The 17,851-nt window shown below is 53.1% G+C and carries 27 protein-coding genes and 1 pseudogene; 19 read left to right on the top strand and 9 right to left on the bottom strand.

The annotated features are described in order from the left end of the window. Positions 1-148: 148 nt before the first annotated feature. From mobF to EHN06_RS21065, 8 genes and pseudogenes are all read left to right on the top strand, one after another. Positions 149-945 (top strand): annotated as a pseudogene (gene mobF / locus EHN06_RS21825) (MobF family relaxase); the annotation flags it as partial. Between the two features lie 21 nt (positions 946-966). Beyond that, positions 967-1,722, top strand: a complete 756-nt coding sequence (locus tag EHN06_RS21820; protein ID WP_416332573.1) for an AAA family ATPase — start codon at positions 967-969, stop codon at positions 1,720-1,722. Further along, positions 1,635-1,829, top strand: coding sequence for an AAA family ATPase (locus tag EHN06_RS21815; RefSeq protein ID WP_164735664.1), 195 nt, complete (start codon positions 1,635-1,637; stop codon positions 1,827-1,829). The genes EHN06_RS21820 and EHN06_RS21815 overlap by 88 nt, the downstream gene beginning before the upstream one ends. Before the next feature lies 1 nt (position 1,830). Continuing rightward, positions 1,831-3,078, top strand: a complete 1,248-nt coding sequence (locus EHN06_RS21085; RefSeq protein ID WP_127334619.1) for an AAA family ATPase — start codon at positions 1,831-1,833, stop codon at positions 3,076-3,078. Between the two features lie 135 nt (positions 3,079-3,213). Next, positions 3,214-3,582 carry a hypothetical protein gene (locus EHN06_RS21080; protein ID WP_127334594.1) on the top strand — a complete coding sequence of 123 codons (369 nt, stop codon included), beginning with the start codon at positions 3,214-3,216 and terminating at the stop codon, positions 3,580-3,582. Positions 3,583-3,801: 219 nt separating this feature from the next. Further along, on the top strand, positions 3,802-4,830 hold the full coding sequence (locus tag EHN06_RS21075) for an OmpA family protein (protein WP_127334593.1): 1,029 nt from the start codon (positions 3,802-3,804) through the stop codon (positions 4,828-4,830). Positions 4,831-4,850: 20 nt separating this feature from the next. Beyond that, entirely contained in the window at positions 4,851-6,323 is a 1,473-nt protein-coding gene (locus EHN06_RS21070; protein ID WP_164735661.1) for a hypothetical protein, read from the top strand. Positions 6,324-6,404: 81 nt separating this feature from the next. Continuing rightward, the gene (locus EHN06_RS21065; RefSeq protein ID WP_127334591.1) at positions 6,405-6,899 is read left to right on the top strand and encodes a hypothetical protein; all 495 of its coding nucleotides are present in this window, start codon (positions 6,405-6,407) and stop codon (positions 6,897-6,899) included. Between the two features lie 201 nt (positions 6,900-7,100). Here EHN06_RS21065 and EHN06_RS21060 read toward each other — a convergent pair whose 3' ends face one another. From EHN06_RS21060 to EHN06_RS21035, 6 genes are all read right to left on the bottom strand, one after another. Further along, positions 7,101-7,343 carry a hypothetical protein gene (locus EHN06_RS21060; protein WP_127334618.1) on the bottom strand — a complete coding sequence of 81 codons (243 nt, stop codon included), beginning with the start codon at positions 7,341-7,343 and terminating at the stop codon, positions 7,101-7,103. Continuing rightward, positions 7,336-7,974: a division plane positioning ATPase MipZ gene (locus tag EHN06_RS21055; protein WP_127334617.1), complete on the bottom strand. Its 639-nt coding sequence runs from the start codon at positions 7,972-7,974 to the stop codon at positions 7,336-7,338. Before EHN06_RS21055 ends, EHN06_RS21060 begins: the two co-directional genes overlap by 8 nt. A gap of 282 nt (positions 7,975-8,256) precedes the next feature. Further along, positions 8,257-8,520 (bottom strand): helix-turn-helix transcriptional regulator, encoded by a 264-nt coding sequence (locus EHN06_RS21050; RefSeq protein WP_228257516.1) that lies wholly within the window; start codon positions 8,518-8,520, stop codon positions 8,257-8,259. Between the two features lie 97 nt (positions 8,521-8,617). Then, on the bottom strand, positions 8,618-8,953 hold the full coding sequence (locus tag EHN06_RS21045) for a DUF6957 family protein (RefSeq protein ID WP_127334590.1): 336 nt from the start codon (positions 8,951-8,953) through the stop codon (positions 8,618-8,620). 240 nt (positions 8,954-9,193) lie between these two features. Beyond that, the gene (locus tag EHN06_RS21040) at positions 9,194-9,880 is read right to left on the bottom strand and encodes an NYN domain-containing protein (protein ID WP_127334616.1); all 687 of its coding nucleotides are present in this window, start codon (positions 9,878-9,880) and stop codon (positions 9,194-9,196) included. A gap of 215 nt (positions 9,881-10,095) precedes the next feature. Next, entirely contained in the window at positions 10,096-10,362 is a 267-nt protein-coding gene (locus EHN06_RS21035) for a hypothetical protein (RefSeq protein WP_127334615.1), read from the bottom strand. A gap of 495 nt (positions 10,363-10,857) precedes the next feature. Here EHN06_RS21035 and EHN06_RS21025 point away from each other — a divergent pair, with 495 nt between their 5' ends. From EHN06_RS21025 to EHN06_RS21005, 5 genes are all read left to right on the top strand, one after another. Continuing rightward, the gene (locus tag EHN06_RS21025; RefSeq protein ID WP_127334613.1) at positions 10,858-11,133 is read left to right on the top strand and encodes an MbcA/ParS/Xre antitoxin family protein; all 276 of its coding nucleotides are present in this window, start codon (positions 10,858-10,860) and stop codon (positions 11,131-11,133) included. Between the two features lie 47 nt (positions 11,134-11,180). Then, on the top strand, positions 11,181-11,339 hold the full coding sequence (locus tag EHN06_RS21020) for an AbrB/MazE/SpoVT family DNA-binding domain-containing protein (protein WP_127334612.1): 159 nt from the start codon (positions 11,181-11,183) through the stop codon (positions 11,337-11,339). A gap of 113 nt (positions 11,340-11,452) precedes the next feature. After that, complete coding sequence (locus EHN06_RS21015) at positions 11,453-11,704, top strand: hypothetical protein (RefSeq protein WP_127334611.1); 252 nt, start codon at positions 11,453-11,455, stop codon at positions 11,702-11,704. After that, a complete protein-coding gene (locus tag EHN06_RS21010) occupies positions 11,694-11,951 on the top strand; it encodes a hypothetical protein (protein ID WP_127334610.1) in 258 nt (85 codons plus the stop codon). Before EHN06_RS21015 ends, EHN06_RS21010 begins: the two co-directional genes overlap by 11 nt. Before the next feature lie 11 nt (positions 11,952-11,962). Continuing rightward, positions 11,963-12,334, top strand: a complete 372-nt coding sequence (locus EHN06_RS21005; RefSeq protein ID WP_127334609.1) for a nucleotidyltransferase domain-containing protein — start codon at positions 11,963-11,965, stop codon at positions 12,332-12,334. 915 nt (positions 12,335-13,249) lie between these two features. Here the strand turns inward: EHN06_RS21005 and EHN06_RS21000 are convergent. After that, complete coding sequence (locus tag EHN06_RS21000) at positions 13,250-13,537, bottom strand: hypothetical protein (protein ID WP_127334608.1); 288 nt, start codon at positions 13,535-13,537, stop codon at positions 13,250-13,252. Between the two features lie 170 nt (positions 13,538-13,707). On the opposite strand from EHN06_RS21000, the gene EHN06_RS21230 reads away from it, so the two are divergent. The 4 genes from EHN06_RS21230 to EHN06_RS20985 all read left to right on the top strand — a co-directional run bounded on the left by EHN06_RS21230 (position 13,708) and on the right by EHN06_RS20985 (position 16,221). Beyond that, positions 13,708-13,878 (top strand): hypothetical protein, encoded by a 171-nt coding sequence (locus EHN06_RS21230; protein ID WP_164735663.1) that lies wholly within the window; start codon positions 13,708-13,710, stop codon positions 13,876-13,878. Positions 13,879-13,887: 9 nt separating this feature from the next. Continuing rightward, positions 13,888-14,742, top strand: coding sequence for a DNA-binding protein (locus tag EHN06_RS20995; RefSeq protein ID WP_127334607.1), 855 nt, complete (start codon positions 13,888-13,890; stop codon positions 14,740-14,742). A 138-nt stretch (positions 14,743-14,880) separates the two neighbouring features. Then, on the top strand, positions 14,881-15,090 hold the full coding sequence (locus tag EHN06_RS20990; RefSeq protein WP_127334606.1) for a hypothetical protein: 210 nt from the start codon (positions 14,881-14,883) through the stop codon (positions 15,088-15,090). Beyond that, a protein-coding gene (locus tag EHN06_RS20985) for an IS3 family transposase (protein ID WP_085986438.1) occupies positions 15,059-16,221 on the top strand; the annotation gives its coding sequence in 2 pieces (ribosomal slippage) (positions 15,059-15,314 and positions 15,314-16,221; 1,164 coding nt in all). Before EHN06_RS20990 ends, EHN06_RS20985 begins: the two co-directional genes overlap by 32 nt. Before the next feature lie 76 nt (positions 16,222-16,297). Here the strand turns inward: EHN06_RS20985 and EHN06_RS20980 are convergent. Together EHN06_RS20980 and EHN06_RS20975 are read right to left on the bottom strand one after the other, a co-directional pair. Then, positions 16,298-16,579: an antitoxin Xre/MbcA/ParS toxin-binding domain-containing protein gene (locus EHN06_RS20980; RefSeq protein WP_164735662.1), complete on the bottom strand. Its 282-nt coding sequence runs from the start codon at positions 16,577-16,579 to the stop codon at positions 16,298-16,300. After that, complete coding sequence (locus tag EHN06_RS20975; protein ID WP_127334604.1) at positions 16,569-16,940, bottom strand: MbcA/ParS/Xre antitoxin family protein; 372 nt, start codon at positions 16,938-16,940, stop codon at positions 16,569-16,571. The genes EHN06_RS20980 and EHN06_RS20975 overlap by 11 nt, the downstream gene beginning before the upstream one ends. Before the next feature lie 178 nt (positions 16,941-17,118). Between EHN06_RS20975 and EHN06_RS20970 the strand changes: the two genes are divergently transcribed. Both EHN06_RS20970 and EHN06_RS20965 read left to right on the top strand, forming a co-directional pair. Then, complete coding sequence (locus EHN06_RS20970) at positions 17,119-17,424, top strand: hypothetical protein (protein ID WP_127334603.1); 306 nt, start codon at positions 17,119-17,121, stop codon at positions 17,422-17,424. A 146-nt stretch (positions 17,425-17,570) separates the two neighbouring features. After that, the gene (locus EHN06_RS20965; RefSeq protein ID WP_127334602.1) at positions 17,571-17,750 is read left to right on the top strand and encodes a hypothetical protein; all 180 of its coding nucleotides are present in this window, start codon (positions 17,571-17,573) and stop codon (positions 17,748-17,750) included. Positions 17,751-17,851: the final 101 nt, after the last annotated feature.

Raw genomic sequence — 17,851 nt, 5'->3', positions numbered from 1 at the left:
GAGCATATAGAAGAAAGAATTTCGAGAGCAATCGAGCCTCTTCAAGAAAAAATCGACACTTTAGAGGCTGGCATCAGGGAGGCTGTTTTCAAAGAAGTAGGGAAAGCTCTCGATCTCGTTATTGGTCATTACGAAAGGAAGCCTAGCCATGAGGAACACCGTTAAGCTCGGCAGTGTGTCCCATGCTGAGAGTTATTATGATCACGATGACTACTATCGAGAGAGCGGTGAAGCACCTTCGAAGTGGCTCGGTAGTGGCTCGGATAGGCTGAACCTTTCTGGTGAAGTTAATCGAGAAGGGTTTGCCGAGTTGCTGCGCGGCAAGATGCCCGACGGTTCTGTTTTGGGAACTGTCCGGAACGGAAAAGTTGAACGTTGTCCGGGATGGGAGGCCACTTTCTCAGCCCCGAAATCGGTCAGCCTTGCGGCGTTGGTAGGTGGCGATCATCGTTTAGTAGATGCGCATGATAACGCGGTAAAAGAGGCGTTCGAGTGGCTGGAGGAAATGTTGCCCAGACTCGAATTCGAGAAGGAAATCAGATTACCAGGGAAAGAACGGGAAATTTAATTGGAGCCAGCTTTCGACACAGCACAAGTCGGGAAATTGACCCGAATCTTCACACCCACAGCCTGATCGTAAATGCGACTCAGGACAAAGATGGTCGCTGGCGCTCTCTCGATTCCCGTGAGCTTTATCGGGTTCAGTATGAGTCCGATCGTGTCTATAAGCAGGCGCTAGCGCGCCAAGCGAGGGAGCTTGGTTACGACGTGGAGCGCACCGAGCACGGGTTTGAGTTGAGCGAGTTTACGAACTCACATCGGAGCGAATTCAGTGATCGCTCTAAGAATATGGACGAATGGCTGGAGCGGCGAGGTTTAACCAGGGAAACAGCTAGTAGGGCCATGAGAGAAAAGGCGGCACTGGCGACCCGTAAAAGCAAACAAAAAAATGTGGATAGGGAGGCCATGAAGGCTGACTGGCGAGAGCGAGAGCGTGAGCTTGGTGTCGATTCTCGCTCTATTGTAGAGGCAGCTAAAACTCGTGGCGCTGATCGGTCAGCCATCCAAAAAGAAGCAGACCAGAGTGCCGAAAGTGCTATTGTATCAGCAGCTAAAAGCCTTGGAGAGCGACAGAGCCGATTTACCAAAAGTGAGCTCGAGCGTGAAGCGCTTCGGGTGGCTTACGGAAGCCCGGCCACGAACGGCGACATAAAAGCGGCCATGGCCAAGGCTGCAGAAGCCGATCGGTTAATACCTCGAACCGTCGCCACTGAAAATGGACAAGAAACCGGCTACACCACCGTTGAAGCAATGCGGAATGAGTACCGCATGTTGTCCGCGGAAAAGGCCGGACGAGGACAGGCAGAGCCTCTGAAAACCGTCGAAGACGCCGAACACGCCATTGAGCGAGCAGAGTCCGAATCGCCTTATCCGTGGACGCAGGGACAGAAAGACGCTGCCACCGGAATCATGGCCACCGATCACCGAATTACCGCCGTTCAGGGCTACGCCGGTACCGCCAAAACCACCACCGTTCTAAAAACCATTGCCGCAGAGGCGCAAGCACAAGGCTACACAGTGAAAGGTATGGCGCCGACAAAAAGTGCCGCAGAACAGTTGTCCGAGGCGCGAACATTGCTCAGAGTGAAACCGTCGCCGCGCACCTGGTTAAAACCCGGTCTGGCCGTGACGAAGGCCCTAAAGAAAAAGAATTGTGGGTAGTGGATGAGGCCTCGATGCTGTCGGCGAAAGATACGCAGGAGCTTTTAAGGGCGAGCGAAAGCGCTAATGCTCGTGTGGTGTTGGTAGTGACGTTCAGCAACTGGTAGCGTGGAGGCGGGTGAAGCCTTTCGTCAACTTCAGGAAAACGGCATGGAAACCTTTGTCCTGGATGACGTTGTTCGCCAGCAAAATGCCGATACCCGAGAAGCCGTTTACGCTTCAATCGAGGGTGAAACCGCCAAGGCCATGCAAGCGATTGAGCGTAGCGGGACGATCACAGAAACGCTCGATGAAGGGCAACGCCGCGACGAAATCGCGAAAGAATACCTTTCCCTGGATAAAGCCGAGCGTGAGCAAACACTGGTGATCGACCCAACTCGCGCCGGGCGTCAGGCATTGAACGAGACGATCCGGGAAGGACTCAAGGCCGAGGGCACGTTGTACGGCGAAGAGATCCAGACTAAGACCCTCGAGAAAAAAGACCTCACCAACGAACAGACCAAAGACGCCAGCCGGTACAAGGAAGGCGACCAGGTAACGTTTGCCCGTGACTATCAAAAAGCGGGCATTCAGAAAGGCGAGTATTACGAAGTCGATCGGATCGACTATAAGAGCCAGACCGTGCACCTTAAAGACCGTGAAGGTAATGAGGCCCAGTGGAAGCCAAAGCAGTTTGGTAATGGGAACAAGGTTCAGGCCTACGAGAAGCAGGACACGAAAATTGCCGCTGGCGACCAGATCCAGTGGACGAAAAACGACAAGGATCGCGGCTTAAACAATGGCGATCGACTGACTGTCGATCGGGTGGATAAGGGAACAATCTACGCCAAGGACGCACGCGGGAAGAGTCACACCATCGACACCCAAGAAAAGGGCGGAAAGCACTTCCGGCACGCCTACGCGACAACGGTTCACGCGGCCCAGGGTAAAACGTGCAACCGGGTCTTAGCCAATCTCAGCGGCAAGTATAAGAGCTTGCTCAATATGCGCAGCTTTTACACTATCCTCTCTCGTGCGAAAAACAGCGTTCACCTCTTCACGAATGATCGAAAGGGCGTGGAAAAGCTCATTTCGAGCCGAAGCGGCGAAAAACAAACAGCGCTTGAGAGCGTGAAGGATCGTCAGAAGTCAAAATCGCAGGAGAAGAGCATGCCAGAGAAGCAGCGTGACGCCGGTGCGAGTAACAAGCCCAAAGAGCCAGAAAAGGCCAAGAATCAACGTCCGGAGAAAGAGAAAGGCAGCCGAGACGAGAAGCGCGACGAGAAGTCGCGGGAGTCGTCAGGACGTGACACCGGCCGTTCATTTGATCGAGGTCGAGAAAGAATCCGTGAAAGAGTTCGTGAAATGGGGCGTTAGGCTTGAGCCTAATTGTTCTGACAAGTTTCAGTCAACCGACCTTTACATGTAATATTTTTCGGCGCATACTTACATGTAAGGCTTGGTTGGGCAGGCTTTTATCTAGCAACTGAAACTACAGTAGGAACTGCAAAAATGAACCGTGAAAATTTTTTTGATGATAGTGGTTTCGACAAATTTTCTGCGTGGCTCGAAGAGGTCACTTGTATTTTTCCGTCTAAAGAGATCGTTTCGGCTCAATGGGAGATGACGAGGCGGATGGAAGGAGTTCTGAAACGCGCCGGTGTAACCCTTCATTGCAGCGACATAGAAACCGAGTTCAGTCCTCTCCTGGAAGATCAGTGCCGTCTTCAAGATATACTTATCCGTTACGGCTTCTGTGGTAACAAAGACGCTTATGAAGAGACGCTGAAAGAGACAATTTTATACCAGGAAGTTAGAAATCTCTTATTGAACAACGACCACAAAGTTCCAGTGTGGGAGCAGCCTGTCCACACTTGGTAAAAGAGCAGAGCCGGGCTAAGCCCGGCTCTGCTCTTCTCCCCCCCCTCTCTCCATCTAAATAACAGAACCCTCAATAGCTCCCGGAGCGCCCTAGTCGCATTGCGTCTAAATAGCACCAAAAAAGCATATAATTAGCGCTTGATTGGTGCTAATAAGGTGCTAATATGGTGTTGTTTGGCGTTAGCGCCAATTTGATACCAAGCCAAGAAGGGATTAACCATGAATTTAAGCCGTTTCATAATTAGTGTTTCGATCGCCATGCTGGCGATTTCAGCAAACGCTAACCCCTTTCCTACCGCCGGTTCGATCGGCGCAGAAACCAATCTTTCCCATTACTTTATGGGTGATTCCGGTTCCGGGGCGATTGATGACCTGGAGGATTTCACCGAAATCAGCGTCGCCGGTCGGCGATTCCTGTCCCCGAGCATTTCCCTGGGCCTCGAGGCCGGTTATGGCTCTCTGGAAACGAAGAATCTGGGTGGAGACGTGGATGCTTACCGGCTGGGTAGTGGCGCTCGCTATCACGTCCAGAATCTTGATTTCTATGGTGCTCGGCCTTTTCTGGGTTCTGGCATCAATCTTCACCACTTCGACAGCTCCACCTTCAACAAGGACAAAACTGAAGTATCGGTTTATGGCGAGGCGGGCTTCGAAGCCATGATCGGTGATTCGTGGATGGTGTCGACAGGGGTCCGAGGGCGCGTTGAAGTTGAAGATGCCTACGCTGATACCGTCGTATTCGCCGGGATCACTCGATTGTTCGGCGGGAAGTCGACCGCTAAAGCAGCTCCGACCCCTGTAGTGACCCAGCCCGATCCGGTTGTGGTTCCGAAGGTAGAAGTCGAGCCAGCACCCGAGCCAGAGCCGAAACCGGAAAAAATCATTGCTCAGTTTAGGGTGACTGAGAAAAGCCTTCCGTTCGCATCTGGCAGCGCGGCAATCGGCGCCGGTGCAGACACAAGCCAGCTCTCCGAGTTCGCCACTGCCGTCACAGAGCAGCCTGACCTAACGATCATTATCGAAGGCCACACCGATAGCAGTGGCCCCGCATCCTTCAACCAGCGCCTAAGTCTTGCCCGTGCAAAGGCTGTTGAAGCTGTCCTGGTGAATGAGTTTGGCGTTTCACCGGATTCCATCCTCACCAGAGGATTCGGTGAAACGAAACCGGTCAGTAGCAACGCGACCAAAGAGGGCCGCTCCGAAAACCGCCGCGTCGAAATCAAGCTTCGCGACGACAGCCAATCTTGAGATAAAAAGGTAAAAGAGCCATGAACAATCAAACTTTTGTGATTCTTGCCGTTCTTGCCGGTTTTGGTCTTGCCGGTTGTAACGGCGGCGACAGCCGATTCAGCGTTACCGAACCTCAGTCAGCTCCGGTCGAAACCCCAGAGCCTCAACCAGAGCCGGAGCCGGAACCACAACCTGAACCAGAGCCGGAGCCGGAGCCTGTGCAGCCGTTCCTGACCGATTTAGGCTTCCAAACGTCTGAGCAGGAAGTTATTGAAGGCATCCACATCTTCGGCGGCTTCACCCTGCACGCCTATACAAACAGCGTCAGCGAGGGCTTGGCGAAAGCTTCAGACCCTGAGTCGGGCAGTCTGCCCAGAACGTGGGTTTTGGATCCAGCGGACACCAGTGCCGACCCCCAAATTTCGACCGACGAATTTACGGCCTCGATGCCAGATGAAGCTGTCGCGAACGTTCGCATAGACGCCACGCTCGACTATCCGCTGTTTGTAGACGATCCGAACAGTGCCATTAGTTTCATGTGCGTTGGCGGTGGCGAGCGCTTCTCTGTGGGCACGGGCACCGGTGACAGAACGCCCTTCAACGCCGATCGGAATGGGAAAATTTACACCGGCCCCGCCCATGTGAATTTCTCGCTCAGTCGGTTGGATACGGATTGGAATTCCTTCGATCTTGAGATATCCGGCGCGGATATTCCGATCGACGGCTTTAGCCTCGAGCCTTCTGGCCTTGAGCTTACGCGATGTACCGATCTGGCTTTCCATGGCCTTGAGCGGAATACGGGTGAAAACGTGCTCATTGCCGCGGGCCCCAGTCGAGCTATCCAGGTGAGCGGCGAACCCGATTTTCAGTATTTCATTTCAGAGGATGGCGCTGAGGACAGCTACGTAGAGACGACGGGCACTATATGGGCCAATGTGAAGCCATTCGAAGCTCAGCTTCTGTACGAGAATCGCGATGGGTTTGTCTCCGCCGTGGCGACGAATGCGGGAAGCGGAGCGATCTTCTTTGCCGAAAGCTCAAACGATTCGGGCGCAATCACGATCAAAAAACTGTCTAGCAGTGACGTTGTTGCGGCGGCTGGATCGGCCGAGCAAGTGCCTGTCACAGCGGAAACCGTGGTGACATTCTCGCAAAATCCTTTTTCCCAGGTTATCGAGCCTGGATTGATTGAAGGTCTGGCCGTGGTGACCCTTGATGGTGAAGAGACACTCATTGCGACCCACACCCGAAAAGCGTTCTCTCTGGAGCTGAAGCCAGCGTCAGCGAGCGAGACCGAGATCATTCTGCAGCGGTTTGCGAATCCGGATAACGTCACTCGCTTTTCAGGAACCTTGGCTATTCCCTTGTCAGATCCGGCGTCTGCCCGCTTGCTTGAGGGGCCTGTGGTTAGCGACTGTCTGGGGTTGTTGACGAACCTCAAAGCCGAACCTGGTGTTCTGGCGTGCGCCTCGGGAACTAACCCCAATACTGTCGTACGCTTGCCGCTTTGAGGGCAATTCCTGAACGCTGGGCACCCTAGCGGGTGCCCAGTTTAAAGGCCGCCCGAACGATATTAACCCTCAAGGATTGTTATGGCTTTTGAATATCTCGCGTGGAATCTCGATATGCAGATTATCTGGCATGAGAGCGCCGTCGATTTTAACGACTATCGTGTTAAAGCCCATTTGGCCGCGTTGGTGTATGGTACCGGCTCAACCACTGAGACCATTGTGAATGGTTTTGTCTTGAGTGACCCCCAGCTTCTGACCGGTTATCGAACGGTTCAGGAAGCATGGAATCGACTCGATCGAGAACAGCGGCTATACGTGCTGGCTTTCCGGAACATGCTAAGCAAACGGTTTTTAGGGGAGGAAGAGAACTTCGCGCACCTGGTGTATTCGGAAATGGTGCTCAATGCGTTCATGGAGATTTTGGAGCGTTACGAAGAGACGAACGGGGTAGAGTGGGCTGAGATTCCAATGAATGCCCAGTTACGCTTTGCCAGAGAAGCGAAGACCATGATTGACGAAAAGATCGTTTCTGAGGACAACTCACTGCTCTGGGAAATCCGGAAAGAAGATGAATGACGGATACCAGTTGCCGCCAATTTCACCGTGAAACTGGCGGCAACTATTTAGGAGAGCGCTATTAGTAATTGATAAAATATGACGCTAATACAGTGCTAAAAAGGCGCTTAAATTATGCTAATAAAATACCAAAAAAGCGCCAAATTACTTTTTCTACTAATGAAGCTGTCATAAAAAGAATACCGGTGAATCTGGTGTTTTTTACTCTTTAGCAGCTTTAATCATTGCCCATCGAAGAAAGTTCGACTTCGATCTCCCTGTTCTTTCTGACGCCTCTTCGAGAATCTCGTACTCGTATTCATTGAATGGCACGTTGATTTTTTTGTAATCGCGTGGGGCGTTGGGATCGGCTTTCATGGCCTCCCCTCCGTCCGCCTGGTTAGCGAACGCCTCGATCCGATCGGCATCGGTCGAGGTCGCTTCTGGTGAGCGGCGTTTAACCATGGCTCAGTATCTCCGTTACTAGTAATTGAATCTCGGCTTTTGCCTTGCTGTTGTCGGTTTCAACGACGCCCAAGCCTTCACTGACGGCATCTCGATACACTTTCCGATCTCGGATCACCGAGCGAAGCGGAGCAATCTCAGGGTAATCGCTCAGGTAGAGGCGCGCCTCTTCAGCCTCACTCACGTTCGGGTTGGTAGGTGTCATCGTGAGTACCCCAAATGCCTTGAGCTTAGGGTTCAAGTCTCGTGCCCCGATGATGATTTCCTGAAGTGTGGGTAACACGTCCAGATCCGGCTGCGAAGGGCGGAACGGCACCACCAGCAAATTTGCAGCCGTCATTGCGGTGCGCAATTCCCTGGAATCCCGTCCTGCTGCATCAACGACGACAAAGCCGTAACGCTTATCCAGGTCGAGCAAGGTTTCTCTTACGTTGTCGTATTTCTGGACGCAGTGAACCGCCGGAACGCCGCTCAACGCTTTCCGGTCTTCTGCCCAGCGCGCAGCAGTGGCCTGTCTGTCCGCATCAACCAGAACAACGTCCTTGCCTCGGATAGCGAGCTCAGCCGCGACATTCGTTGCGGTCGTTGATTTCCCGCACCCACCTTTCTGATTTCCTATCAAAAGAATCATAAAGCACCTTTTTAGCACCAAAACAACATCATTTTAGCGCCAATACAACACTAAAACAACGCCGAATATAAGTCATAATAACACTGATTTTTTCTGATGAAACTAGCTTAGTCATACACCGTGCAAGGTGGAGATACACCCTGGTTGGAGTGCGCCGTGCAAGGTGGAGATACACCTTGGTTGGAGTACACCGTGCAAGGTGGAGATACACCTTGGCTGGAGTACACCGTGCAAGGTGGAGATACACCTTGCGAGGTGCTGGGATTGTTTGAGAGATAGAAGTTAATCTTCGTCTTCATCGGGGAATAACAAGTGGATGGTCTCGAGCGTTGGCCGATCAATAACCTTTGCTGAAAGCTCCATCCCAAGTACCGCGAGCACACGCTCAAGATCCGTCAGCCGGCCTGTGTATTTGTCATTTTCAATCTGGTTCACTCGCTCACGGTGAACGTGAGCTTTGATAGCCAGCTCTTTTTGCGTTTTGATGTTTAGACTCTTACGCCGTTGGCGAATCATGTTGCCCAGAGTCGTACCGGTTGCGCCCATGCTTGCCCTCGGAGTGATTATATTTTCACAAATAGGCCGCCGATCGCTGCTTTGTTGTTATTCTGTCACTTTTCAAAGCGAAACAAAGTCTCCTCGGTCAAAGACCGACAATTTGCAGGTTGTTGGCAGCCAGAGCTTCAATTTCAGGAGGGCTGAGGCCAGCTCTCAGCCACTTGAAGTGGCGAAGGGCCAGTGACACCCGTTCACCCTCGCCTGAGCCTTCATAGAGGGTATTTTGGGTGCGGAACAGGGAATCGCCCAGCGTTTCGACGATCAGCGTTGAGCACACGTAATCACCAGGCTTAAAGCGATTCTTCCGATCTTCCACCACGATTCCCCAGAAAAAATCGGCCAACGCTTCACCGTTTTTATCCCGTACGGTTACCAGATACCAGTTCTTCGCGATTGTCTGAGGGGTTGGCGTGTCTGACATGAGAGGTTTCCTACCAGGTTGGTTAGTTCTGCTTACACCATTTTCACGATCAGCACGCCACAAAACGCCGATAATCGCCAGGTTATCGGTGATTTCGGGCCGTTGACCTACCAACAGTGGTGCAAAGGTGCGTTAAATGATGAGCAGAACGCGGCGGCAGCTTTGACCGTTATCGACTGTCGTGAGGCGTAATCGGACCAACAGCGCATAGTATATACTATCGGCCCTACCCCCACCCGATCACCAATAGTCGGGCTTGTCGGCGGGTTTCTTGCGGGTTGGCACGCGATCGGGAAACTGGTGAGCGCGTAGCTCCTCTTCAGAAATAGAATGGCGCATCCAGTCGGCGTTTTTGCGAAGCGAGCCGGCCGGCCGATCGGTACGGTCTCTGCCTCGCGGCAGGATAATGCCGATTTTAAGGTCTGGGTAGTCGGCGCGGACGGCCTCGAGCGCGGGCGCCATGTCGGTGTCACTCGACACCAGCACCAGTTGTTGAACGCCCCCTTCGTCCTGGTACTTCTGGCTCACGGCGAGGCGATACATTTCGATCGCAATCCGGACGTCGGTTTCCTTTTCCTCCAGGTGCCAGATATCGACCTTATCTTCTCTGGAAGCCGGCGTTTTGTGACAAACAAACCGGGGTGCCTTGCGGTGATCGAGGCGATGCCGCCCGAGATGCACCGTGACCTGCTGCGCTCTCAGGGCGCGAAGGTAGGTGTCCTGAGCCTCTTTTGACTTCATGCCCCGCGTGGCGAGTTTCGGTTGCACCGAGGCGGTGAAGTAATGAACGCCCACCAGCTGGCTGGCCGGGTCTTGTTCATGAACGATGGAGGCGAGAAGGGAAGGGAGGTTCAGCCACTTGTAGGGCGTATCAGTGAGCAGGCCGTAATAGAGATTGTATCCGTCAACGAAGAAGACTGTTCTCAAACCGCTCTCACAAAACCAATCCCTAGAAACGAAAAAACCGGCTTGCGCCGGTTTTTTCACCCTAACGGCCAACGAACTGAATCATTGCGTACAGGGCTGAGTAGTGAGCTTATTGTGGATCAACAGAATCTGTGTATGAAATACTAAATAGTTATAAATTCAGTGTTTTTTATGCATCACGGAATTTCGTTGCAAGAGATAGGGGCTGGATCTGCTCAACTCAGGGCCTCCAGGTCCATCATCACTTCCTCGGTCAATCGCTTTGAAATATAGGCCGAGAACGTCGGCGCCTCACCTTTTGCCCAGGTCCGGAACTCCTTATCAAACGCCGTCACCCAGTGCTCCACGGACGCTCGCCCGTCAGTTTCCACACGCTTGCCGCCGGTCATTGCGATGGTCTTTTGAAGGATGCGCCAGAGGTTCTCGTCGACGTGCGCGGTGGTCCGCTTGCCTGTGACCGATGAGGTGTAGTTGATTTTCATTGGACGCTCCCCTTGGATAATGAGTCAATTTTAACTCATCGCCAAAGGTGAGTCAATATTGACTCGTTAAATATCAGAGCGCGATCAGTCTCCGGGCTCCCTTCTAGTACCGCGCCGTCCAATAATCACGGTCGCTGGTGAGGTTCGACTTCCGCTTCCAGCAAAGTTGCAGGGTGTCTGGTATTCACCGTCCCATTCTGTGGCTTTGCGAAACCGAAACACGTCAACGGCTTTCAATCCCACAATGGCATCAAAGCCAGTTTCGTAACCCTCGACCAGCACGAGCGTCTCCGGCGGCAGTGCTCTTAATCGCTCAATTAGCTCCTCAGCTGTCATCTCGCGGTTCTCCAGGCTGTGTGCCAGAAAACTATACTCTCGCGTTAGACTGTGCTCAAAGGACGGTTCTTCAGCGCTGTGAATAGGGTATTCAAGCGGCCTGAAAACGGGGAGTGCAAATACAGGACGACGGTGAAAGTGTGATGCTACTCTAATTCGATGAAAAGCATCACCACCGCGCAACAGATCTGCAAAACCTGGCATCTCACAGACCATGAGACGAGGCAGCTGCTCGATCAGCCGAGAGCCGCGCAGCAGATTGTCACCATCAACGAGGGCCTTTATCGTATTTACGATCTCGACCAGGAGCGAGCCAGCGCCTGGATCAAGACACCCAATGGCGCTTTTGATAACGAGCCTCCGATCAGAATCATGCTCGCGGGCGACCTCAAGCGCGTACGCCAGTACGTGATGTATCACGTCTATAACGCCTAGCCCTGAAGCGCTCGGAAATCAGACACTGACAACGTGAGGCATGTTGAATGCAGACAACAATCGAACAGGATGGCGAGGATCTGGTGGTGGTCATCCCGCAGGAAATTATGGATCTTGCCGAGATTCGGATCGGTGACCAGGTGGACGTAACGCTCGAAAATGGCGTTATCGTCATTGAGCGCCACGAAGGCGGGAACTGCGAATAACGGGGATTATGGTAAAAGGAAGGTCCCATTCCTTAGATCCGACACGACAAAACCCCAACGTTGTGACAAGCTGGCCTTTACAAATCTACGATTTGTAAAGGCACAATCAAAAAATGTCACAACCCACCCGCAACCGAATTATTGAGCTGGTCAGTCGCCATTGCGTTCGCTACCAGCCAACCGCTGCCGATGATCTGGCCGATACCGCAACCGCACTGGCTGGTGATACCGTGCGACCGGACGACCTGGAAAATCTGGTGGTGGCACTCAAACGTGCCCGAGTGATTAGCGGTGCGGAAATGGTGGCCCTGCTAAGTGACTACTTAAACAAGAAGCACCAGGGAATCAACGACAATGACGCTTGACCGTTTACGACTGCTGTTTGAGGCGGGAGATTTGCTCGCCGCTGAGATCGTCACCGCACCACTGGAGCCAGGACCGGCCTCGCGCTGGTGCTGTCAGTTCCGGCGACGGAACGGGGCCAAGGTGGCAATGATCCTGAACCGGAAACGTCAGGGGGGCGAAGTGGTCCGGGTGTTCAATTCTCTCGATGCCGCCTTTGCTGCGTGTCGGTCGGTCGGCTTCCGGGCGGTGACGGTGACACAAAGTTAGTGGGGTAGGGCATGGCGGAAATGGATCTGGAACATCAGCAATCGTTCGATAAAGTGGTTAACGTCCGGTCGGCGATTTTTCGGTTCGGTGACCTGGCCGGACAAACACTCAATATTCAATCCCTGATCCTGTTCGGCAGTCGGGCGCGAGGCGATTACCACGAAGAATCCGATGCCGATGTGGCGGTAATCATGGCCGGGGAGCCGGGGGATTACGTGGAAACGAAGCTGGAACTGGCCGCGCTGTCGTTCGATTTGCTGCTGGAAACGGGTTTACGGATTGAGGCGCTGCCGGTGTGGGAAAGCGAGTGGGAAAACCCTGACACACATTCAAACCCACGATTGCTGGCGAATGTGCGCCGGGATGGGGTCGCTATCGGCTAAGGCAACTCGATGCCGCCTTCAATGCGGCGAAGGCGATCGGATTTCAGGCCGCGACGATTCGCGCCTAGCGCTCCCAAGTCCTTGAAAGGGTCCGTAATGGAAGTGTAATTACTTGCCCGAATGCAAAAGTTGTTTTATCAAAAAAAGGAGTTTCGTCAAATATTTACGTTTTTCACGCCAAAAGTTGCGTTGAAAAATAAAAAGGGGTATTTTCCGGAAATCGAACACAAAAAAGCCCCGCTGAAAAGCGGGGCTTTTAGGGGTGGACCGGATTGCCGTCCGGCTATCCACCTCGGTCTCGGGAATCTCGTCTTTGGCCGGGCGCGATCGAGACCGGATAAGCCATTCTAGTGTACACCATTCCCGGTGTAAACGCCTGAAAAGCCTTCCGGTCCTCCCGAACCCCGAAAATGCTTGGAATCAAGATGCTTTGGGCATTTTCGAGTACCTAGCCACCTACAAGGGGATCTGCTCAGGGTGGCGCGTATGGCAGTCAGAGAGTGAAAGTAGGAGCCTTTACCCAGTACGGTGCCAGCGGTGAAGGAAACCCGAAAGTCATAGCAATCTGACCGACTGGGCGCAGCAGGGTGGGGCGAGTCCGGCAAGACGTCATAAGCCTGAAACCAGTCAGTGAGCGCACCGCCGAGGGCGAATTCCCTTGGTTCACGGCGACATGTTGAAGCGCTTTTTTTAAGGCGTGGATACAGGGGTCGGCGTGAGCCGAGGGCGGCACCTGGCCGAGCTGTTTCTGCGTTTTTGCGTTGTCCGCCGATTACCTTCTTTTCCGCTGTCCCCTCTGAATTCAATCTGATTCCCGTAATCCCGCTCGCAAGGAGTGGGGGATCGCTTGCGATCGTCCACGACGCAGGAGCACCAGGAGGAGCGAAGCGACGGGCGGAGCCTTCCGCGACGATCTTAATCGTATGGACAATCCGGTGAGCCCCATTCCAGTCCTACAGGGCCGCCGACAGCGTCTTGTAGCTTTCTCCGCTTTATCCAGTCGATTGCAATTCGATCCATAATTTCACTGGGAATTTCGGCCGTGAGACTCTCTATTGTTTTTCCCTGGTAAACGTCTTTCGAAAGTTCGTACGTCGGAGGCGGTGTGAGTTCCAGAAACACCGATCGTGGTTCCTCTGACAGCAGCTCTACCGTATAGAAATGGAAGTGTTCACCGCCGGAAATGGATGCTTTTGCGCTCATAAGGAATTCCCATTCTTTGATCGTTTCACCAGAGTAAGCTTCTCAGATTTTTGTTGGTAGAGGCTGCGCCCTTATTAATATTGTAAACGTACTGTATTATGTGTTGTATTATGTATGATATTATGTATAATACATAATATAGTATGGAATATGAAACAGAGGGGTGCGATATGGAATACGATTACGCGGTCAAAATTGAAGCCGGCGCGGTCGTCCTGGATTACGAAGTGACGGCCCGGAACCCCAGTCACGCCGCCTACTTGGCGGGTAAAAAAGCCGAGGGCGAACTTAGCCCGCGATCCCTCGAAACTGCCGAAGTTACCGGCCTCAGAAAAATTTAAGGAGTCATCATGGCCCGCCCAGGAATAACTGCAGACCAAGTAAATCAGGCCGCCGACGAGCTTAAAGGCCGTGGCGAAAACCCGACCATCGACCGAATCCGCGCCCTGATAGGCGGGAGCCCGAACACGGTTCACCGCCATTTAAAAGCCTGGAAAGCAACACAACCACAGGCCCGCAGGGAAGCGCCGCAGCTCCCGGCAGATCTACAGGCCGCGCTGGTGGCCGAGATCGACAAGGCCGCTAGTGCCGCACGAGCGGAGGCCGAAGCCGACGCTCTCGAGGCCCAATCAACCGCCGACGAGTTGGCCACCGCAGGCGAGCGACTGGAGGAAGAAGCGGAACTTTTACGGGAGCGGGTCGAACAACTGGAAGCCGACCGGGATCGCGCCCAGGCCGTCGCCCAAGAACGGAAAACCGAAATCGACCGACTCGCCGAGCAGGTGCAGCGCGAAGCCCAGGCTGCCGAAGCTGCACGACTGGAAACGGCCACTAGCCGGCTAAAAGTGGAGGCCCTAACCGATCAGGTCACTACCCTGAAAACCGAGCTGGCCGACGCCCTCAGCCGCCGGGACGACGCAAAAGAAGCCGCCACCCAGGCCGCCCAGGCCGCAGCCGTGTCGGAAGCCCGAGAGGCAGCCGCCGCCCAGGCCGTCGCCGACCTTAAAGCCGATCTGGCCGAACTGAAAAAGGAGCTTGCTCAGGCGCGGAAAGACGCCAGCCAGGCCCAAAACCAAACGATCAAGATTCAGGAACAGCTAAACCAGGAACACGAAAAAAACCGGCAGGTAACCGCCGAGTTGGCCGCCGCGCGTGAAGCCCTGGCGGAGTGCGAAGTGACCGAGAAACCGGCTGCGAAAAGCTAGCCGCAAAGACCCCAACAAAAATGTTTACCAGGTCTGTCTCTCATGAGGTTGACGGGCTTGGCCTGGGGTGAGGTTTCAGTACAGAATGATCTGAATTCGCATGAAACAGTGCGTTAGAGGCTCAGAGAAGGCGTAACGATGAAGACAACTTATGAATTAATGAAAGAGGCGCGCAAGCGTAAGGCTGAACGTCTCCAGAAGATCGATGGTGTGTATACCCTTACCAAACGAACTGAGCGTAAGAAGAAGTGTAGTGGTTCAATGATTCCGGACACCAACGTAGGTGGTAATATCGCCACCATAAACGAGGTGTCTGATGACCAGAAAGCGACGTTCTTTTTCTCCTGAGTTCAAACAGGAAGCAGCCAGCTTGGTGCTGGATCAAGGTTACACGATTCCCCAGGCGAGCGTGTCTCTGGGAATTGGTGAAAGTGCTATCCGGCGCTGGGTTAACCAATTGACCGAGGAGCGTGACGGTGTCACCCCGAAGGGCAAGGCGTTAACCCCGGAGCAGCGCCGTATTCAGGAGCTGGAAGCCCGCTGCAAGCGCCTTGAACAGGAGAAAGACATACTAAAAAAGGCTACCGCTCTCTTGATGTCGGACGACATGAATCGTACGCGCTGATAGACCAGTTGAGTGAGCGAATACCTGTTGAAATGGTCTGCAATGCGTTTGATATCAGTCGTTCTAGTTACTACGAATACCGCCAACGGCGGAACCGTGTGGATGTTGAGCGTCTGGCCCTGAAGGCCCAGGTAAACCGGCTGTTCACGAAGAGCCGCAGCTCTGCCGGCAGCCGGACAATAAAGGGCTTACTCAGCGAAGAAGGCATTGTCGTCGGGCGCTTCAAGGTTCGACGTCTGATGAGCGAGTTGGGGCTGATCTGTAAGCAGCCAGGCCCTCACGCTTACAAGCAGGCCACGGTCGAACGACCGGATATCCCGAACCACCTGGCCCGCGAGTTCACGGTAGACCGGCCCAATCAGGCTTGGTGTGGTGACATCACCTACGTCTGGAGCGGCCAGCGGTGGAGTTATCTGGCTGTCGTGCTGGATCTGTATGCTCGCCGCGTTGTTGGTTGGGCGTTGTCATCCAGTCCGGATGCAGATCTGGTCGTCAAAGCTCTGGACCACGCCTGGGAACTGCGCGGTCACCCAGAGAAAGTTATGTTCCATTCGGACCAGGGAAGCCAGTATGCAAGCCGTAAGTTCCGTCAGAGACTATGGCGCTATCGAATGACACAAAGCATGAGCCGACGTGGCAACTGCTGGGACAACGCACCGATGGAGAGGCTGTTCAGGAGCCTGAAATCTGAGTGGATACCGGCCTTGGGATATCGGAACCTGCCTGAGGCCAAAAAAGATGTTGGTGGCTATCTGATGGACTACTACAACCGGCAACGACCTCACACGTTCAACGGTGGTATTTCTCCCGTTGCCGCTGAGGAAAACCTTAAAATACTGTCCGGGATTAGTTGACCACTACAGAAGCTCATTATCTTTCAGGATGATGGCTCACAAAGAGAGGTGAAATTATCCCACGGCTAAGTAAAGCCTATCGGTTGAGGATTCTCTCCAGGCAAGCAACCACCGATTCAAACCCTTCATGGGTTTTAACCAGGTCTAAAGGGGCGGCCCCCAGTTGGCTGTTCTCCGTTCTAAGCCAGTGTGCCATGTTCTCCCGATCCCCTCCCATGTTTTTAGCCAGCACAGACCTTAAGGCTTCGAGATCCTCATTTGTGAGATGAGCGGCATCATAAGCGCCTGTTAACTCACTTTCCTCTAACCCCAACTCGCCGGCCATAGAAATCCGATCTGACAAGGTTTCATTGCCCATATTTGATGGCCTCCAAATGCCTGAAAACTTCATCGAGACCCGCTTTCCCTCCATTCTGGATCAATTCCAGAGGTGAGCGGCCGTTGAACGGGGGATTCTGATTCCTTGAGTTCATATAGAGCCCGTGATTTTCAGGATTCTGGAAAAGCTCCCGGAGTTCGGCGTGAATATTCAATAGATACGAGATTCGTTCGAGTTGATCGGTGGATAGTCCGCCCGCGATATCAGGGCTTTTGAGCATCTCCGGACTCACTCTGAGTATTTCAGCTTGGTCTTTTTCTCCCAGTTGCCACTTGGTCATGATGTTTATGACCGCACGTAAACCTGCCCGACCCCTTTCGTCCATCCAGTGCTCATTCATATCGCCTCCTGAGGTTTGTAGCCGTTCTGATTATCCCCGCTCCCGCGCTTTGGTTGGTAGTGGTGCGATCCTCGCGCCGCCCAAAATTTCTTTGTAATGAATTGTAAAACGACCTTACATGTAAGATTTTTATTGCTATACTTACATGTAAGAAATAACCAACGCACCGGAGGAAATTATGAGAATTTGGAACAACGCTCAGAACTGTGTTTATGACGAAAACGATCCGCGCTGCCGGGTTTGGGTTGTCGGTCGGGTCGCTTTTGTCCAGGCGCTGGATGTGGGCGATGCCAGCAATCGGTTCGAGGTTCCCCATGTAAAGCGCTATGCCGGCCCTTTCGACATTGAGGATTTCGCCGAATCTGTTCTGGAGATTCTGAATAAGGGCGCGAAATGGGAGCCGGACTTTTTGAAAGGAGCTGATCGACTGGCGAAGGAACACAAAAAGCTGGTCTACGAGACTCAGGAGGGGGATTCGATTTAAGGGGTATTGGGCTTGAGTGCTGGAAGCCAGCACTCAAGCCAAACAAGGCGCTAATAAAACTCTAAAATGGTGCTAAAATAGTGTTGTATTAGTGCTAATTAGATACTAAAATTACTGTATAGCAAATATGGATAAGCGGAGGTTTTATGCGCATTTTGATTTTTCTACTTCTGGCCTTCTCCGTTGGCACGGCTTACGCCAACGATGAGAAATCGAGTAACGGCGAGACAGAAGCGCGGAAGGTTTACTTCACAAAGAGCGATTCAGTTGCGACGAAAAGCGATTACGCCTGGACTCGAGCTGACCTTTTAAGGGGGAAAAAGTGATGTTGAGGATCTGGCTCGCTTTGATTGCTTTCTGGTTACTGGCTGGCTGCGCTTCGATTGAGCCGTTGAGCAGTGACAAGTGGGACGTGTATACGGGCGTG

Source organism: Marinobacter sp. NP-4(2019) (genome assembly GCF_003994855.1).
In the GTDB taxonomy this organism is placed as follows: domain Bacteria; phylum Pseudomonadota; class Gammaproteobacteria; order Pseudomonadales; family Oleiphilaceae; genus Marinobacter.
This window is presented reverse-complemented; position numbering and strand designations above follow the sequence as displayed.

Excerpts from the sequence above, each read along its gene's own strand:
- EHN06_RS21820 (WP_416332573.1), top strand. The coding sequence starts at position 967 with ATGAAGGCTGACTGGCGAGAGCGAGAGCGTGAGCTTGGTGTCGATTCT.
- EHN06_RS21050 (WP_228257516.1), bottom strand. The coding sequence starts at position 8,520 with ATGGGCGCAACCGGTACGACTCTGGGCAACATGATTCGCCAACGGCGT.
- EHN06_RS21020 (WP_127334612.1), top strand. The coding sequence starts at position 11,181 with ATGCAGACAACAATCGAACAGGATGGCGAGGATCTGGTGGTGGTCATC.
- EHN06_RS21065 (WP_127334591.1), top strand. The coding sequence starts at position 6,405 with ATGGCTTTTGAATATCTCGCGTGGAATCTCGATATGCAGATTATCTGG.
- EHN06_RS21075 (WP_127334593.1), top strand. The coding sequence starts at position 3,802 with ATGAATTTAAGCCGTTTCATAATTAGTGTTTCGATCGCCATGCTGGCG.
- EHN06_RS21035 (WP_127334615.1), bottom strand. The coding sequence starts at position 10,362 with ATGAAAATCAACTACACCTCATCGGTCACAGGCAAGCGGACCACCGCG.
- EHN06_RS21060 (WP_127334618.1), bottom strand. The coding sequence starts at position 7,343 with ATGGTTAAACGCCGCTCACCAGAAGCGACCTCGACCGATGCCGATCGG.
- EHN06_RS21025 (WP_127334613.1), top strand. The coding sequence starts at position 10,858 with ATGAAAAGCATCACCACCGCGCAACAGATCTGCAAAACCTGGCATCTC.
- EHN06_RS20980 (WP_164735662.1), bottom strand. The coding sequence starts at position 16,579 with ATGGGCAATGAAACCTTGTCAGATCGGATTTCTATGGCCGGCGAGTTG.
- EHN06_RS20975 (WP_127334604.1), bottom strand. The coding sequence starts at position 16,940 with ATGAATGAGCACTGGATGGACGAAAGGGGTCGGGCAGGTTTACGTGCG.
- EHN06_RS21000 (WP_127334608.1), bottom strand. The coding sequence starts at position 13,537 with ATGAGCGCAAAAGCATCCATTTCCGGCGGTGAACACTTCCATTTCTAT.
- EHN06_RS20970 (WP_127334603.1), top strand. The coding sequence starts at position 17,119 with ATGAGAATTTGGAACAACGCTCAGAACTGTGTTTATGACGAAAACGAT.
- EHN06_RS20965 (WP_127334602.1), top strand. The coding sequence starts at position 17,571 with ATGCGCATTTTGATTTTTCTACTTCTGGCCTTCTCCGTTGGCACGGCT.
- EHN06_RS21230 (WP_164735663.1), top strand. The coding sequence starts at position 13,708 with ATGGAATACGATTACGCGGTCAAAATTGAAGCCGGCGCGGTCGTCCTG.
- EHN06_RS21080 (WP_127334594.1), top strand. The coding sequence starts at position 3,214 with ATGAACCGTGAAAATTTTTTTGATGATAGTGGTTTCGACAAATTTTCT.
- EHN06_RS20995 (WP_127334607.1), top strand. The coding sequence starts at position 13,888 with ATGGCCCGCCCAGGAATAACTGCAGACCAAGTAAATCAGGCCGCCGAC.
- EHN06_RS21015 (WP_127334611.1), top strand. The coding sequence starts at position 11,453 with ATGTCACAACCCACCCGCAACCGAATTATTGAGCTGGTCAGTCGCCAT.
- EHN06_RS21055 (WP_127334617.1), bottom strand. The coding sequence starts at position 7,974 with ATGATTCTTTTGATAGGAAATCAGAAAGGTGGGTGCGGGAAATCAACG.
- EHN06_RS21070 (WP_164735661.1), top strand. The coding sequence starts at position 4,851 with ATGAACAATCAAACTTTTGTGATTCTTGCCGTTCTTGCCGGTTTTGGT.
- EHN06_RS21005 (WP_127334609.1), top strand. The coding sequence starts at position 11,963 with ATGGCGGAAATGGATCTGGAACATCAGCAATCGTTCGATAAAGTGGTT.
- EHN06_RS21045 (WP_127334590.1), bottom strand. The coding sequence starts at position 8,953 with ATGTCAGACACGCCAACCCCTCAGACAATCGCGAAGAACTGGTATCTG.
- EHN06_RS20990 (WP_127334606.1), top strand. The coding sequence starts at position 14,881 with ATGAAGACAACTTATGAATTAATGAAAGAGGCGCGCAAGCGTAAGGCT.
- EHN06_RS21010 (WP_127334610.1), top strand. The coding sequence starts at position 11,694 with ATGACGCTTGACCGTTTACGACTGCTGTTTGAGGCGGGAGATTTGCTC.